Raw genomic sequence first — 14,880 nt, forward strand, 5'->3', positions numbered from 1 at the left:
TACCCGTCCCCAACACACTCGACTTACTTCAACCCGACGTTCGCCAATCTGGAGCCGATGACCGGGATCGAACCGGTGACCTCGTCCTTACCAAGGACGTGCTCTGCCAACTGAGCTACATCGGCCTTCGCTAAACGCCCGCTACGCGGGCAGCTACGGCCGACAAGTCGGCCTAAGCCTGCAACCCCAATCTCACCCACCACCGCGCTCACATCCCAACCCACATCGCCGGTCAACGGCTTGCCGGCCGTAGCCACGAGCGCAGCGAGTGTCTGGCGAAGGCCGGAGTCTGGAGCGGGAGACGGGGATCGAACCCGCGACCAACAGCTTGGAAGGCTGTGACTCTACCACTGAGTTACTCCCGCCTTCGTTAAACGCTCACTCCGTTCGCAACTTCGGCGGGCTCGCCCGCTGTCTCCGTTCACCGACTGCGTACCGCGGCTTCGCCCGCACTTTCCGAATCCAGCCCCACCGAAGCGCGTGGCTCGCCAGCCGAAGCTGCGAGCGACGCGAGCGCTTCAGCGAAGGCTGGTGGCGAGGGAAGGATTCGAACCTTCGAAGGCGCTGGGCCGACAGATTTACAGTCTGTTGCGTTTGACCGCTTCGCTACCTCGCCATAAATTGACTGCCCCTGCGCGACCCCCAAATTTGGAGCTGGCGAAGGGATTTGAACCCCCGACCAGCTGATTACAAATCAGCTGCTCTACCGGACTGAGCTACGCCAGCCAGACGAAACGCCGATGGTAGCACGGTCCATGCCAATGCGGCAACCGCCTAAGTACGGCTCCGACGCTGCCGGGCCGCCTCAAACAGGGCCACCCCGGTGGCCACCGACACGTTCAAGCTCTCGACCAGCCCGCCCATCGGGATCTTGACCAGCCGGTCGCACGTTTCCCGTACCAACCGGCGCAGTCCTTCACCCTCGGCCCCCACCACAAACGCGGTGGGTATGGTGTAGTCCAGCGAGTCGTAGGTATCACCCGCCTCACCGTCCAGCCCCACCGTCCAGACCCCCAGTGTTTTCAGGGTCTCGAGCGACCGGGCAATGTTCACCACGGTCGCAATTTTCACGTGATTCACGGCACCCGCCGACGCACGCGCCGTGGCGCCATCCAGGGGCGCCGCATGCCGCGCCTGCCGGATCACGCCATGGCAGCCGGCACCATCCACCGACCGCAGGATCGCTCCCACGTTTTGCGGGTCTTCGATGCTGTCGAGCACCACCAACAGCGGCGGCCCCTCGGCCTGCTGCACCAGTTCTTCGATGGTGTACGCGGCCAGCGCCTCAAGATCGGCTGCCACGCCCTGGTGCACGCCGCCGCGGGCCATCTTCTCGAGCGCCTGGCGATCCACGGTCTCAACCGGGATCCGCAATTCGTGGGCCCGGGCAATCAACGTATCAACCCGCGCGCCCGCCCCACGGACATGGACCAGTCGGGACACGCGCCGAGCCTTCAGCGCTTCTCCCACGGCGTGGATTCCATAGATCAAGGGCATCCAAGCAGAATATCAGTACTGGGGAACTTAGGAACTGGGGAACTGGTATTCGTAGCGCGGCCTGGGTCTCAAGGCCGCGTTGTCCGGCGCGCTTGAGACCCAGCGCGCCCTACGTTCGGAAAAAACCGAGGACTCCGCCCGTTAGTCTGCCAATCTCCGAGCGCGGGCCGCGCAGCCTGGCACACCGGGGAGCAGGCCCGCGACCCGATCAATGGCGGGCAGGGCCAGGTCGAGTTCCGGGCCAGACTCCCAGCCGGTCATGGCGACGCGAATGGGGTGAAACAGGGCGCGGCCTTTGACGCCGGTGGCCTCACGGGTCTTCGTCGCGGCGGCCCTGAACGACTCCTTCGTCAGCGGCCCTACGTCTGCGATGGCATCGGCGAACACGCGCACGATCTTTGCGCCATCGAGTTCGGCGGCCACAAGTTGTGCGGCGGCGGCCGCGTCCCACGCGAACACAAACGACACGCGCGCCGGCACTTCCTCCAGCCGGTCAACGGCCCCCACGGCCATCGGCAACACGGCTTCGATCGCCTCAAGCGCCTCCGGGTGGCTGCCCGCCATAAACCCAGCCGACACAAACCACGGCGCCACGAGCGACGCGAGGTGCGCGGGAGCCGACTGCTTCATGTAGTGCCGGTTGATCCACGCCAGCTTCTCGGTGTCGAACACCGCGGAACTGTGACTGACGCGCGACAGATTAAACCGGCGCGCCATCTCGTCGGCCGCCATCAACTCTTCCCCGTCGCCAGGCGACCAGCCGAGCAGCGCCAGATAGTTAATCAGCGCCTCGGGCAAGTACCCGCGCGCGCGGAACTCGGCCACGCTGGTTGCGCCATGGCGCTTCGACAGCGGCGCGTGGTCTGGCCCCAGCACCAGCGATAGATGCGCGAACGTCGGAGGCGTCCACCCGAGCGCCTCATAAATCAACACCTGCCGCGGCGTATTCGAGATGTGATCCTCACCCCGAATGACATGCGTAATCGCCATCTCCGCATCGTCCACCACGACGGCGAAGTTGTACGCCGGGCCGCCGTCAGACCTCACGATCACGGGATCGCCGATGACGCTTGTGTGGAACGTCACGTCGCCACGCACCACGTCGGGAAACGTCACGTCGCGATCGGCGGGCACGGCGAAGCGCAGCGCGGCGGCTTCACCGCCCGCGCGCCGGCGCGCCACATCCTGAGGGTCGAGCGTCCGGCAACGGCCCGAGTACTTGGGCGGCAGGCCGGCGGCGAGAGCGGCGGCCCGCTCCTGCTCCAGTTGGTCGGCGCTGCAGAAGCAGTAGTACGCGCGCCCTGCGGCAATGAGCCGATCGGCCGCGAGACGGTACCGGTCCATCCGCTCGGACTGACGATACGGCGGATACGGTCCGCCCACATCCGGGCCCTCATCCCATGTCAATCCGAGCCAGCGCAGATCGTCCTTGATGCCGTCTTCGGACGCACGCGTGGACCGCTCCACGTCGGTGTCCTCCACCCGCAGCACGAACGTGCCACCCTGGCCACGCGCGAGCAGCCAATTGAACAGCGCCGTGCGGGCGTTCCCGACGTGCAGCAGTCCCGTCGGACTCGGCGCAAAACGCAGCCGCATCGGTGCGGGCGTCAGGGCCGGCCCCCTTTCAGCAGCGCCACGGCGTGGGACGCGATCGCATCACCGGTACCGACGGCATCCACACCTTCGTTTGTCTTGCCCTTCACGCTCACCGCCTCTACTGAAACCCCAAGCACCGTCGCCAGGCTGGCGCGAATCGCCGGTACGTGCGGCGCCAGCTTTGGCCGCTCCAGCACCACCGTCACGTCCACATTCACCACTCGCCAGCCATGTTCCCGGACGGCAGTCACCGCACGACCAAGCAGGTCCAGGCCGGCGGCATCTTTCCAACGCGCGTCCGTGTTGGGAAACAACTGGCCGATGTCGCCGATGCCGGCAGCGCCGAGGATGGCATCGGTCAGCGCGTGGCACACCACATCTCCATCCGAGTGCGCGAGTGGACCACGTTCAAACGGCACGGTCACACCGGCCAGCACCAGCGTGCGGCCCTCCACCAGACGATGGAGGTCGTAGCCGGTGCCGACGCGCGATTGTGCCGTCCACAGCGCCTGCGCCTGCTCCACGTCACGCGCGGTTGTGACCTTGACGTTGCTCACGTCGCCTTCCACCACCCGAACCTCACTTCCCATCCACTCCACCAACTGCGCCTCATCAGTCGCCTCTGCGTGCCCCTCACCCGCGGCCATGGCCGCAACGAGCACATCGCGACGGAATCCCTGCGGCGTCTGCGCGAGCCACACTTCAGCGCGCGGCTCGGTTCCGAACAACATGCCGACGGGCGTCGCCCGCTGCCACGCGTTTGACGGTGTCGGCCACTGGAATCGCGGGCACGGCCGCGCCGCTCTCGGCCGCGGCAGTCACGACGCGATCGATCACCTCTCGCGACACAAACGGCCGTGCGGCATCGTGGACGAGCACAATCGTTGCCGCGTCCGACACGGCGGCCACACCCGCGCGCACTGAGTCTTGCCTGCGCTCGCCGCCGGCCACCACCCGACATGCGGCACGTGTGAGCCCGACCAGCGCCGAGCCGTCCGCCACCCAGTCGGCCGGCAGGACAACAACGAGTTCGCTGACGGCCGGATGGGCATCACACGCCGCCACGCTGCGCTGCAGCATCGTACGGCCGCCCAGATCCACCAATTGCTTCGGCACCGCGCCACCAGCACGTACGCCCCGGCCGGCCGCCACGAGAATCACTGAGACAGACACCGGACAATTCTAAGGCGCTTTCGACGTCGCCGGGTCTGAAGGCCCGGCCTCCTTCTGGATGTACGTAGCTCGGGCTGTTCCTCAAGCCCGAGGAATTCTCGGCCTTGAGGAGCAGGCCGAGCTACGACTGGAAACCACAGAACGTCTGGACGCGCTCGCGCGTCATTGCAAGCGCTCCTTCGGCGACCGATGTATCCAACGCCACCGGCGCGAAGATCACAACAATCGCCTGCGTCGTCTCCACCGTCACCATCGTCCGCGCTGAGTCCGATGTCGGATTCCCGAACGGCCCGAGCGCGTCGGCCAACACCAGGCGGCCGGCCACGTGCACCTGGTCTTTCCGAATGCCCGCGTACGACTCATCGGGATGTCCCAACCTCAAGACCACCGGACCTTCGATGCGACCGGCGTCATACAGACCAAACGGCAATTGCGATTCGAGCGAACACCAGTTGATGACATCCACAAGGCTGTTGACGCGCGGCAGTGGATCGCCCTTCCTGACGCGCCTCCACAACGCTTCAGACGACGGGCGGTTTTTGGTGGGGTCAAGGCCCACGCGCTTGTACATCGTGCGGACGGCGGCGGTGACGTCCGCCATGTCGCTCGAAACGCGCATGCGCTCGGCGGCCTGTGCCAGCGGGGCATCCATCCGAGGGTCGTGCGCCACCACAGTCACCGAGGAAAACTCGGCACTGATCGGCAAGACGAGCGCAGCGACTGCGGGGTCTACGGCAACTGCGTCGCGCATGAGTGAGAGCGGTGGACCTACGCCTCGGCGGCAGGGCGTGGGCGTTTCACGGTGTCGTCGCGGTCCACAGCGGCGGCCGGTCCATCCAGATGCCGGCCAAAAATCATGCGGCCGGCGGTGGTCTGAAGGACGCTCGTCACCACGATGTCGAGGTTGCGGCCGATGCGGCTCCTGGCGTTATCCACCACCACCATGGTTCCATCGTCGAGGTAGGCCACGCCCTGATTAAATTCCTTGCCTTCCTTGATGATGAACACCGACATCATTTCGCCGGGAAGCACCACGGGCTTGAGCGCGTGCGTCAGATCGTTGATGTTCAAGACCTCGACGCCGCGCAACTGCGCCACCTTGTTGAGATTGAAGTCCTGCGTGACGATCTTGCCCAGCATGGTGCGGGCCAGCTCAATCAGCTTCATGTCGACTTCCTTGACCGCAGGAAAGTCGATGTCCGAGATCAAGACTTCCACACCCGCCATCTTCTGGATGCGATTGAGGATGTCGAGCCCGCGCCGGCCGCGATTGCGCTTGAGCGGGTCGGACGAGTCGGCCACAAACTGCAGTTCCCTGAGGACAAACTGCGGCACCACCAGGGTGCCATCGAGGAAACCACTTTCGGCCACCTCGGCAATACGGCCGTCGATGATGACGCTGGTGTCGAGAATCTTGTAGCGCTTCTGGGGGCGGGCGTCTCGAAACAGGCTGACCAGCTTGGAGGGCTGCAGCCACTCGCCCTTGCGCGCGCCGAACATCAGGCCCAGATAGGGCAACACGATGATGATCAGGCTGTGCAGGAAGCGCACCTTGGTTTCGCCAGTGTTGGCCCAGAAGAGGGCGCCGCTCAGTGTGGTGGCCACCATGAGCATCACGCCAAAACCCAGCAGACCGCCCAGCACCTGCGTGACGGCGGCGTCGCGCATCCGGGTTTCGGCCGCGACGATCGCGAGGGCAAACGCGAGCCCCAGGGCGCCGTTGAGCACGGCGTGGCCCACCAGAGGCTGGATCTGGACGGCCGCATAGACGACCACGCACACGAAGAGGGCCCGCACGAGCACGAAACCGCGCATGGCCACAGATTACATCAAGGCGTCGAGCGCTTCGCCAATCGTGCGGACGCCCACCACCTCCATGCCTTTCGGGCCGTCGCCTGGCGCGGCGTTCCCTTCCGGCACCACACAGCGTGTGAAACCCAGTTGCGCCGCCTCCCTGAGCCGGAGAGGCGCCTGGGACGTGGCACGGACCTCGCCCGCCAGCCCGACTTCGCCAAACACCACCGTGTGGGGATGCAGCGGCCGGTTGCGCAGGCTTGAGGCCACGGCCGCCAGGATCGCCAGGTCCGCGGCGGGCTCGTCAACCGTCATCCCCCCGGCGACGTTCACATACACATCGTCGGTCGCCAGGTTCAGTCCGGCCCGCTTGTCGAGCACAGCCAGCAGGAGTGAGAGCCGCGTCGGGTCCAGGCCACTGACGGTTCGGCGCGCATTGCCGAGGGTGGATGTGCCGACCAGTGCCTGCACCTCGACAAGAATCGGCCGTGATCCTTCCAGACAGCACAGGACCGCTGAACCTGGGACGTTTTCGGGCCGCTCCGCGAGAAACATCGCCGACGGATTCGGGACCGCCTTCAGGCCCTGCCCCGTCATCTCGAAGACGCCGAGTTCGCTGATGGCGCCGAATCGATTCTTGACCGCACGCACCACGCGATGCGCATGATGACGGTCGCCCTCGAAGTACAGGACGGTATCCACCACGTGCTCGAGCACTTTGGGCCCGGCCAACGACCCGTCTTTCGTGACGTGGCCCACGACGAACACAGGGAGGTTGCGGCCCTTCGCCGTAAAGAGCAGGTCGGTGGCCGCCTGCCGCACCTGCCCGACGCTGCCTGGCGCGGAGGCCATCTTGAGCGAGAACACGGTCTGGATGGAGTCCACGATCAACAGGGCCGGCCGCACGCGATCCACTTCCTCGAGGATTCGCTCGATACACGTCTCGGCGAGCAGGAACAGCGGCGCATCACCGACGCCGAGCCGCTCGCCACGCATCTTCACCTGATGCTCTGATTCCTCGCCCGAGGCGTACAGCACCGGACCGGTGTCACGCGCAAACGCCGCCGCAGCCTGCAACAGCAGTGTGGACTTGCCAATGCCCGGTTCACCACCGAGAAGCACCAGCGAGCCGGGCACAATGCCGCCGCCGAGCACCCGATCGAACTCGCTGATTCCGCTCGAGAATCGCGTGGAGACCACCGCGTCCACGTCCGCGTAGCGCGTGGCTTTGCCGCCGCCAAGCGGCTCGGCGGCGCCTTTGCGCTCGGTGACCTTACCCGGCTTTTCGACGGTTTCTTCGACGAACGAATTCCAGGCGCCGCAATCGGAACAACGCCCGAGCCACTTGGGCGCCTGTGCACCGCACGACTGGCAGGCAAAAACAGATTTCATGACGACACGCGCTGAATGCGGCTGCCCAGGCGGCACACCACTTCCCAGGGAATGGTGCCGATGGCGCCGGCAATTTCCCTGACCGTGATCTCCTGATCACCCTGGCAGCCGATCAACACCACTTCATCACCAGGTGACACGTCTTCTCCGGTCACATCCACCATCATCATGTCCATGCAGATCGAGCCCACCACCTGCCGGCGCTTGCCCCGCACCAGCACATGGCCACGGCCGGCGAGGCGCGTATCGAGGCCGTCGGCATACCCGGCCGGCACAATGGCGATGCTGCGTGGCCGATCCTCCTGCCATGACATTCCGTATCCCGTGCCCTCTCCGGGCCGCAGGCCCTTGACCGCCACAATACGGCTGGTCAGTGACAGGGCAGGTCTCAGGTCCAGGTTCGCGGCCGCAAGCGGTGGCGGCACCATGCCGTAGAGCAGCAGGCCCGGGCGGACGGCGTCGTACCACGTCCTCGCATCACGCAAGAGCGCGGCCGAATTCGCCGCGTGTCGCAACACACCGCGCAGGCCCATGGCGCCCAGTGCCGCAAGCGATCGATCGAAGCGCTGTCGCTGCTCTTCCATCCACGGCGACTCAGGTTGGTCTGCGGTGGCGAAGTGGGTATACACGGCCTCGATCCGCAGGTGCGGCATAGAGAGCACCGCCGGAATGGTCCGGCCGAGGTTGTCGTGCCTGAACCCGAGACGATTCATGCCCGTGTCGATCTTGAGGTGACACCCGATCGTCACGCCGCGGGCAGCCGCGTCCGCCTCAAGCGCACGCGCCGCAGATGGCGTAGACACCGTGGGCGTGAGCGCGTGGGTGAACACATGAGACAAGTCGCTTACGCTGAGTGCGCCGAACACCAGAATCGGCCGCGTCACGCCCGCCTCGCGCAGCGCCACACCTTCCTCGAGGTCCGCGCACGCGAACATGGCGGCGCCGGCGGCCTCAAGCGTCAGCGCCACCTGCGCCGCACCGTGGCCATACGCATTCGCCTTCACCACAGCGATTATTGACGGAGCGCCGTGGCCTCCGTGCTGCTGTGCTTCTGTGCTGTTGTGCTGGGGTGCAGTGCTGGTGTGCTCTGTGCGCACGTCAGCACGAGAGCTCGTCAGCACGAGAGCACTGATCTGCTTGAGATTGTGCTGCAGGGCTTCGAGGTGCACGGTGGCCACGGTAGGCCTCGTCATTCCCGGCAGGCCCAACACGGCGTGTTATCCCCGAGACCCGGACTGCAGGTTTTCGAACCGGGTGTACTGCTTGAGAAACGCGAGGTTCACAGACCCGATGGGTCCATTGCGCTGCTTGCCGATGATGATCTCGGCCACGCCGTCCGCCTCCGGCCGACGCTCTTCTTCGCCCTGCTGGTACATTTCCTCGCGGTAGATGAACATGACGACGTCGGCGTCCTGTTCAAGGGCGCCTGATTCGCGCAGGTCCGACAGCTGCGGACGATGGTCGGCGCGCGTCTCGGTGGCGCGGCTCAACTGCGACAAGGCGAGGATGGGAATCTCGAGCTCCTTGGCCAGGATCTTCAACGACCGGGAAATGGACGCCAGTTCCTGTTGGCGATTGTCGAATTTGCCGCGCCCCTGCATCAGCTGGAGGTAGTCGATGATCAGCATGTCCAGGCCATGCTCGAGTTTGAGGCGGCGCGATTTGGCGCGCATCTCGAGGATGCCGGCCGACGCGGTATCGTCCACGAACACCTTCGCTTCGTGCAGCCGCGCAAACGCGACGTTGAGCTTGTCGTAGTCCTGTTCGCCGAGAAAGCCACCCCGGAAGCGATGCGCATCCACGCGGGCTTCCGACGTCAGCATGCGCATGAACAACTGTTCCTTCGACATTTCCAGGCTGAAGATGCCGACGGTCTTGTTCGCCTCCATCGCACAGTTGAGCGCGATATTGAGCACGAAGCTGGTCTTGCCCATCGAGGGCCGCGCAGCCACGATGACCAGGTCGGACTTCTGGAAGCCTGACGTCATCTCGTCGAGATCCACAAACCCACTGGGCACGCCGGTCACAAGCCCGCGATTGGCCTGCAGCGCCTCGAGCATGTCGTAGCCGCCGGCGACCAGTTCGCTCAGCTTCACGAACCCCGACCGCATCCGGCCTTCGGCGATGGAAAAAATCGACCGCTCCGCCTCGTCGAGCAGGGTGTCGGCGTCTTCTTCGGCGTCGTACGCGCGCGCCAACACCTCGTTCGACGACTGGATCAGCCGGCGCAGCGTGGATTTTTCCTTGACGATCTTCGCGTAGTACTCGACGTTGGCCGATCGCGGCACGCCGTCGGTCAACGCACTCACGTACGCCGGGCCGCCCACCTCATCAAGCTCGCCGCTGCGCGTCAGCTCGTCCCTGAGCGTGACCATGTCGACGGGCTCGTTGCGATCGGTGAGCGTGACCATCTTCTCGAAGATGCGGCGATGCGCATCGCGGAAGAAGTCCTGCGAATCGATCACTTCGGCGGCCTGGTTAAAGGCGTGGTTGTTGATCAGGATGGCGCCAAGGACGCTCTTCTCGGCCTCAAGATTGTGCGGAAGAGTTCTTTCGGCCATAGAGGAGGACAAGGATACAGCAGCGCAAAGAAAACTGGCCCCTGAAAGCGCCGCGCGCCTGTCGCGCGAAACGCCCCCAGGGGCCCAAATGCCTCGGCCTTGAGAAACCGGCCGAGCTACGGCCTAGCCTGCGGCCTGGGCCGGAACGATCTTCACTGTCAACGTCGCGGGGACGTCGCGGTGCAGTTTGATGGTCACCACGTGTTCGCCGATCGTCTTGAGCGGCTCGGCGAGCACGATCTTCCGCCGATCGACAGTGATCTGCCGGGCGCTGAGCGCTTCGGCAATGTCACCAGTCGTCACAGACCCGTAAAGCGTGTCGTGTTCGCCCACGCGACGTGCGATCGAGATGTCGGCTGCGGCCAGTGCCGCCGCCAGCGCCTGAGCCGCCGCGCGCTCGTCGTTCTCCTGCGCCTCGGCCTTCGCGCGCTCACGCTCGATCTGCTTCTTGTTTTCCTCGGTCACCCGCAACGCCAGCTTGCGCGGCAGCAGAAAATTGCGCGCGTAGCCGTCAGCGACCTTGACCACCTCGCCTCGATTGCCGAGGTGTTCCACGTACTGTCTCAGAATGACTTCCGTTGCCATGGCTTCTCCTTGCTCCTAGTCCGTGACGTACGGAATCAGCGCGAGCGTCCGCGCGCGCTTGATGGCCACCTGCAGCGCCCGCTGGTGCTTGGCGCAGGTACCGGAAATACGGCGCGGCTGAATCTTGCCGCGTTCGGGAATGAACGGCGTCAGCACCTTGACGTCCTTGTACGAGACGTAGTCGATCTTCTCGACGCAGAACTTGCAGACCCGGCGCCGGCGGAAAAATCCACCACGCCGGCCGGCCTTGTCGTCCTTGCCCTTGGCCGCGCCCTTGGCACCGCCGCGTCCACCACCACCACGTGAGTCCTTGTCGTAGTCGTTCATCGGTCTCCCTCCCCGAAGCCGTCGGCGCCATCGGCGTCATCAGCCTCCGCCTTCCGGCGGCTCAATTCCTGTTCAGTGGGCTCGGCCGGCAATCCGCGGCGCAGCCGGCGCGACACCGTGGCGGCCTTGCGGCGCGTCTGGGTCCGCGTCTCTTTCGCGAGCACTTCATCAACCCGAATGATCAGGTGCCGCATGACGATGTCGAGCACCCGGAGGCGCCGATCCAGTTCGGTGGTCATGGCTCCGGGGCCATTCAGGATGTTGAGGACGTACACGCCTTCGCGCTGGCGGTTGATTTCATACGCCAGGCGACGCCGCCCCCAACTTTCCGTCCGTTCGATGGTGCCGCTGAACCGTTCCACGACCGTGGCGACCTGCTGGTGCAGTTCCGCCAACTGTTCTTCGGTCGAGTCCGGCATCGCGATGTAAACGAGCTCGTACTGTCTGTGCATGCTCATGTGCCTCCTTATGGACATTCAGGCCGTTCCCCCAATCGGAAACGGCAAGGAGCGTTCTCTACTTGCTTACTTCTCTAACTTCCCGACTTCTTTACTTTCCGCATTGAACCTGTTCATCACAGGTCCCAGGCCGTCCGTAATCCACAACTCAACCGCGTCGGCCGCACGATCCATCGCGGCATTCATGACCGGTTGCTCATCAGGGTCGAACCGCGATAACACGTGGTCCACCAGATCCCGTCGCTCGTCGCCGCGCCCCACCCCGATCCGGATCCGCGCATACGACGCAGTTCCGAGCGAGGCTGTAATCGACCGCAGCCCGTTATTTCCACCCTCTGAACCCTCGGGCCGCGCCCGCAAGCGCCCCTCCACCAGGTTCACGTCGTCGCACACCACCAGGACGTCGACGAGGTCAATCTTGTAGAACCCCATCACTGCGGCCACGGCCTCGCCGCTGAGGTTCATGAACGTCAGCGGCTTGACGAACAACACCCGGCCTTCCGGACGCCGCCATTCCGCCATCTCGGCCAGCGATTTCCACGCGTCGAGCCGAAGCCCGTGCCGCGCCACCAGCCCGTCCACCACTTCAAAGCCGACGTTGTGCCGCGTTCCCCGATACCGGGACCCGGGGTTCCCGAGGCCAACGACCAGCTTCATGCCAGGCCCTTACTTCTTGTCTTTCTCGTCCTTGTCCTTCTCGGGCTTGCCCTTCTTCATCACTTCGGGCTCGGCAGCGGCGACGGGTGTGGCCGCCGCATCCGGCGTGGCCACCGCTTCGGCGCGCGGCGCCACGATGTGGACGATCAGCATCTCGGGCTCGCTCACCGCGGTCCACTTGCCATCGGCCGGCAGGTCGCGCACGCGCACGCCCTGGCTGATCATCAGCTCGGTGACGTCCACCACGATGTGTTCCGGGATATCCGCCGGCAGACACTCGAGCGCCACTTCACGATGGACGAAGTCCAGCGTGCCGCCCTGGACCTTGACGCCCTTGGCTTCACCGGTCAGCTGGACCGGGACGATGACGCGCAGCCGCTTGTCCATCGCCACGCGGTAAAAATCCGCGTGCAGCAGACGGTGGGTGACCGGGTCAATCTGGTACTGCTTGACGAGCACCTTGGTGTCGGCCGTGCCGTCAATCTGCAGCGCGATGAGGGAGTTGACCCCTGAATGCGAGTGCAGGATGCGGCTCAGTTCCTTCGGGTCCACGGTGACCGATTCGCCGACCTTGCTGTCCCCGCCGTACAAGACCGCCGGGATCTTGCCCGCCTGCCTGAGGCGCACCGCCTCGTTCTTGCCAATCGTGTCGCGCCGAACCGCCTGCAATGTCGAATCCATGGTCCCCATCCTTAAACAAACAACTTCGAGACCGAGGTCTCGGCTTCAATGCAACACTCCGAGCCGCCGGTCATACGAACAACTTCGAAACCGACGTCTCTTCGTGAATACTGCGAATGGCCTGCGCCAGCAGACGCGCCACCGACAACACCACAATTTTCTCGCTCGCCATCTTCTCGGGCCCCAGCGGGACCGTGTTGGTGACGATGAGCTTGTCGAGAGGCGCGGCCTCGATCCGGCTCATCGCCGGACCCGACAACACCCCGTGCACCGCGCACGCCAGCACCCGGCTCGCCCCGTTGGCCTTGAGGGCCTGGGCCGCCTTCTGAATCGTTCCCGCGGTATCGATGATGTCGTCCGAGATCACGCAGACCCGGCCTTCCACATCACCGATGACGTTCATCACTTCCGCCGTGCCGTCTTCGCTGCGGCGCTTGTCGATAATCGCCAGTTCCGCATCAAGGCGCTTCGCATACGCCCGGGCCCGCTCCGCGCCGCCGGCATCGGGCGACACGATCGTGATCGGGCCGAAGTTCTGCCGGGCGAGATATTCAATGACCGCCGGGGCCGCAAACAGGTGGTCCACCGGAATATCAAAGAACCCCTGAATCTGCGCCTTGTGCAGATCCATGGTCAGTACCCGATTTGTGCCCGCCGCACCCAGCAGGTTGGCCACGAGCTTTGCCGAAATCGGCACCCGGGGCTTGTCCTTGCGATCCTGCCGCGCGTAGCCGTAATACGGAATCACGGCGGTAATCCGCGAAGCGGAAGATCGCCGGAACGCGTCGATCATCACGCACAATTCCACCAGGTGCATGTCCACCGGCGTCGAGGTCGGCTGCACGATGAACACATCCGTGCCGCGAATGTTCTCGTCGATCTGGAACGAGACCTCGCTGTCGGGGAAGCGATGCAGCCGCGCCACTCCAAGCGGCGTTTCCAGCTGCTCGGCGATTTCTTTCGCCAGCGCCGGATGGGCGCTCCCCGAGAAGACTTTCAGCTGGCCGTGGCTCATGTTCCGTCTACTCTTCCCCTGCCGCTCACCATGAGCCGCGAAGAATTGGTTGGGGCGGAAGGATTCGAACCTTCGAATACGGGTTCCAAAGACCCGCGCCTTACCGCTTGGCCACGCCCCACCTCGTCCGCGTACGCGCACTGCAGAGGAACCCAGCCGACGCCCCGGCCATCATCACCGGGCACTCCTACAGCGGCGCGTCAGGGACCGACCGCAAAACGTGGAGTCTATCACAAGCCCATGCGTCGGGCCGCCTCACGTCGGGACTGTGTGCGAGCCACCAGGACCAGCCAATCAGGGCGTTTCAGCTGTCGCGCCGCCCTGGCCGTGGCGCTTTCGGGAAACAGGCCAAACACGGCCGATCCGCTCCCACTCATCTGGGCGGCCACCGCCCCGGCAGCCAGACAGGCGTCCACCATCTCGCGGACGGCCGGATGACGCTGGACAACGGGAGGCATGAGGTCGTTGACCAGCCGAACGGATCGGCTCGGCCATCCCACCTCCACCGGATGGCCGATTGATGCGTGCGGGGCCGAAAGGCCGGCCCCGCCGCTGCCCGAGTCCTCGCGGTCGGCATCGAGCCAGCGATAGGCATCAGCCGTCGCCACCCCAAACGAGGGCTTGATTACCACCACGCCCACCCGCTCGACGTCGTCGACCGGGTAGAGGTCTTCGCCGCGGCCGGTGCCCAGAGCTGTGCCGCCCTGCAAAAAAAACGGCACGTCGGATCCGAGTTGGGCCGCCAGGCTCATCAGCTCGCGCCGCGACTTGCGGGCACCCCAGAGCGTGTTGAGGCCTACGAGCGCGGCGGCGGCATCCGCGCTGCCGCCCCCCAGACCGGCCTGCGAGGGAATCGCCTTGTCCAGCTTGATGTGCGCGTCCCGGGGATCACCTTCGCGGCCCATGGCCGACCACAATGCCTCGGCCGCCTTCCACACCAGGTTCGAACGGTCGCCCGGAACTCCTGGCGTTCGACAGGCGAGTCCGAACGGGCCCCGCCTGGCCGAGATCGTGAGCGTGTCGTGGAGCGTGATCGACTGCAACAGCGTGGTGACGTCGTGAAACCCATCGGGGCGACGGGGGCCTACCTGCAGTGTCAGATTGATCTTCGCCGACGGCTCGAGAATGAGGATGCGCGCCATAA

14 protein-coding genes, 5 tRNA genes and 1 pseudogene are annotated in these 14,880 nt (G+C 65.1%); all 20 read right to left on the reverse strand.

Annotated elements, in window-relative coordinates; genetic code table 11:
• Positions 1-49: 49 nt before the first annotated feature.
• Positions 50-125, reverse strand: a tRNA-Thr gene (locus IPL75_16425).
• A gap of 165 nt (positions 126-290) precedes the next feature.
• Positions 291-365, reverse strand: a tRNA-Gly gene (locus IPL75_16430).
• 164 nt (positions 366-529) lie between these two features.
• Positions 530-616, reverse strand: a tRNA-Tyr gene (locus tag IPL75_16435).
• A gap of 33 nt (positions 617-649) precedes the next feature.
• Positions 650-726 (reverse strand) — tRNA-Thr (locus IPL75_16440).
• Positions 727-774: 48 nt separating this feature from the next.
• Positions 775-1,497 carry a 23S rRNA (guanosine(2251)-2'-O)-methyltransferase RlmB gene (gene rlmB / locus IPL75_16445; GenBank protein ID MBK9241789.1) on the reverse strand — a complete coding sequence of 241 codons (723 nt, stop codon included), beginning with the start codon at positions 1,495-1,497 and terminating at the stop codon, positions 775-777.
• Positions 1,498-1,638: 141 nt separating this feature from the next.
• Positions 1,639-3,108 (reverse strand): glutamate--tRNA ligase, encoded by a 1,470-nt coding sequence (locus IPL75_16450; GenBank protein MBK9241790.1) that lies wholly within the window; start codon positions 3,106-3,108, stop codon positions 1,639-1,641.
• Positions 3,105-4,173, reverse strand: a pseudogene (gene ispF, locus IPL75_16455) (2-C-methyl-D-erythritol 2,4-cyclodiphosphate synthase). Before ispF ends, IPL75_16450 begins: the two are co-directional and overlap by 4 nt.
• Before the next feature lie 214 nt (positions 4,174-4,387).
• Entirely contained in the window at positions 4,388-5,017 is a 630-nt protein-coding gene (locus IPL75_16460) for a hypothetical protein (protein ID MBK9241791.1), read from the reverse strand.
• A 17-nt stretch (positions 5,018-5,034) separates the two neighbouring features.
• Positions 5,035-6,081: a PIN domain nuclease gene (locus tag IPL75_16465; GenBank protein ID MBK9241792.1), complete on the reverse strand. Its 1,047-nt coding sequence runs from the start codon at positions 6,079-6,081 to the stop codon at positions 5,035-5,037.
• A gap of 9 nt (positions 6,082-6,090) precedes the next feature.
• Complete coding sequence (gene radA, locus IPL75_16470) at positions 6,091-7,452, reverse strand: DNA repair protein RadA (protein ID MBK9241793.1); 1,362 nt, start codon at positions 7,450-7,452, stop codon at positions 6,091-6,093.
• Positions 7,449-8,630, reverse strand: a complete 1,182-nt coding sequence (alr, locus tag IPL75_16475) for an alanine racemase (GenBank protein ID MBK9241794.1) — start codon at positions 8,628-8,630, stop codon at positions 7,449-7,451. Before alr ends, radA begins: the two co-directional genes overlap by 4 nt.
• A gap of 39 nt (positions 8,631-8,669) precedes the next feature.
• Entirely contained in the window at positions 8,670-10,013 is a 1,344-nt protein-coding gene (gene dnaB / locus IPL75_16480; GenBank protein MBK9241795.1) for a replicative DNA helicase, read from the reverse strand.
• 123 nt (positions 10,014-10,136) lie between these two features.
• Positions 10,137-10,598 (reverse strand): 50S ribosomal protein L9, encoded by a 462-nt coding sequence (locus IPL75_16485; GenBank protein ID MBK9241796.1) that lies wholly within the window; start codon positions 10,596-10,598, stop codon positions 10,137-10,139.
• Positions 10,599-10,613: 15 nt separating this feature from the next.
• Positions 10,614-10,925 carry a 30S ribosomal protein S18 gene (locus IPL75_16490; GenBank protein MBK9241797.1) on the reverse strand — a complete coding sequence of 104 codons (312 nt, stop codon included), beginning with the start codon at positions 10,923-10,925 and terminating at the stop codon, positions 10,614-10,616.
• A complete protein-coding gene (gene rpsF, locus IPL75_16495; GenBank protein ID MBK9241798.1) occupies positions 10,922-11,383 on the reverse strand; it encodes a 30S ribosomal protein S6 in 462 nt (153 codons plus the stop codon). Before rpsF ends, IPL75_16490 begins: the two co-directional genes overlap by 4 nt.
• A gap of 66 nt (positions 11,384-11,449) precedes the next feature.
• Positions 11,450-12,040, reverse strand: a complete 591-nt coding sequence (locus tag IPL75_16500; GenBank protein MBK9241799.1) for an aminoacyl-tRNA hydrolase — start codon at positions 12,038-12,040, stop codon at positions 11,450-11,452.
• A 9-nt stretch (positions 12,041-12,049) separates the two neighbouring features.
• Positions 12,050-12,721, reverse strand: a complete 672-nt coding sequence (locus IPL75_16505; GenBank protein ID MBK9241800.1) for a 50S ribosomal protein L25 — start codon at positions 12,719-12,721, stop codon at positions 12,050-12,052.
• Positions 12,722-12,791: 70 nt separating this feature from the next.
• Complete coding sequence (locus tag IPL75_16510) at positions 12,792-13,736, reverse strand: ribose-phosphate pyrophosphokinase (protein MBK9241801.1); 945 nt, start codon at positions 13,734-13,736, stop codon at positions 12,792-12,794.
• A gap of 46 nt (positions 13,737-13,782) precedes the next feature.
• Positions 13,783-13,857: transfer RNA gene (locus IPL75_16515), tRNA-Gln, on the reverse strand.
• Between the two features lie 109 nt (positions 13,858-13,966).
• Complete coding sequence (gene ispE, locus IPL75_16520) at positions 13,967-14,878, reverse strand: 4-(cytidine 5'-diphospho)-2-C-methyl-D-erythritol kinase (protein ID MBK9241802.1); 912 nt, start codon at positions 14,876-14,878, stop codon at positions 13,967-13,969.
• Positions 14,879-14,880 lie beyond the last annotated feature (2 nt).

Source organism: Acidobacteriota bacterium, assembly GCA_016716905.1.
In the GTDB taxonomy this organism is placed as follows: Bacteria; Acidobacteriota; Vicinamibacteria; order Vicinamibacterales; family SCN-69-37; genus SYFT01.

Bases quoted from the DNA above. Each gene is read 5' to 3' on its own strand.
- rlmB (MBK9241789.1), bottom strand. From the start codon at position 1,497: ATGCCCTTGATCTATGGAATCCACGCCGTGGGAGAAGCGCTGAAGGCT.
- IPL75_16460 (MBK9241791.1), bottom strand. From the start codon at position 5,017: ATGCGCGACGCAGTTGCCGTAGACCCCGCAGTCGCTGCGCTCGTCTTG.
- IPL75_16465 (MBK9241792.1), bottom strand. From the start codon at position 6,081: ATGCGCGGTTTCGTGCTCGTGCGGGCCCTCTTCGTGTGCGTGGTCGTC.
- radA (MBK9241793.1), bottom strand. From the start codon at position 7,452: ATGAAATCTGTTTTTGCCTGCCAGTCGTGCGGTGCACAGGCGCCCAAG.
- dnaB (MBK9241795.1), bottom strand. From the start codon at position 10,013: ATGGCCGAAAGAACTCTTCCGCACAATCTTGAGGCCGAGAAGAGCGTC.
- IPL75_16485 (MBK9241796.1), bottom strand. From the start codon at position 10,598: ATGGCAACGGAAGTCATTCTGAGACAGTACGTGGAACACCTCGGCAAT.
- IPL75_16490 (MBK9241797.1), bottom strand. From the start codon at position 10,925: ATGAACGACTACGACAAGGACTCACGTGGTGGTGGTGGACGCGGCGGT.
- rpsF (MBK9241798.1), bottom strand. From the start codon at position 11,383: ATGAGCATGCACAGACAGTACGAGCTCGTTTACATCGCGATGCCGGAC.
- IPL75_16500 (MBK9241799.1), bottom strand. From the start codon at position 12,040: ATGAAGCTGGTCGTTGGCCTCGGGAACCCCGGGTCCCGGTATCGGGGA.
- IPL75_16505 (MBK9241800.1), bottom strand. From the start codon at position 12,721: ATGGATTCGACATTGCAGGCGGTTCGGCGCGACACGATTGGCAAGAAC.
- IPL75_16510 (MBK9241801.1), bottom strand. From the start codon at position 13,736: ATGAGCCACGGCCAGCTGAAAGTCTTCTCGGGGAGCGCCCATCCGGCG.
- ispE (MBK9241802.1), bottom strand. From the start codon at position 14,878: ATGGCGCGCATCCTCATTCTCGAGCCGTCGGCGAAGATCAATCTGACA.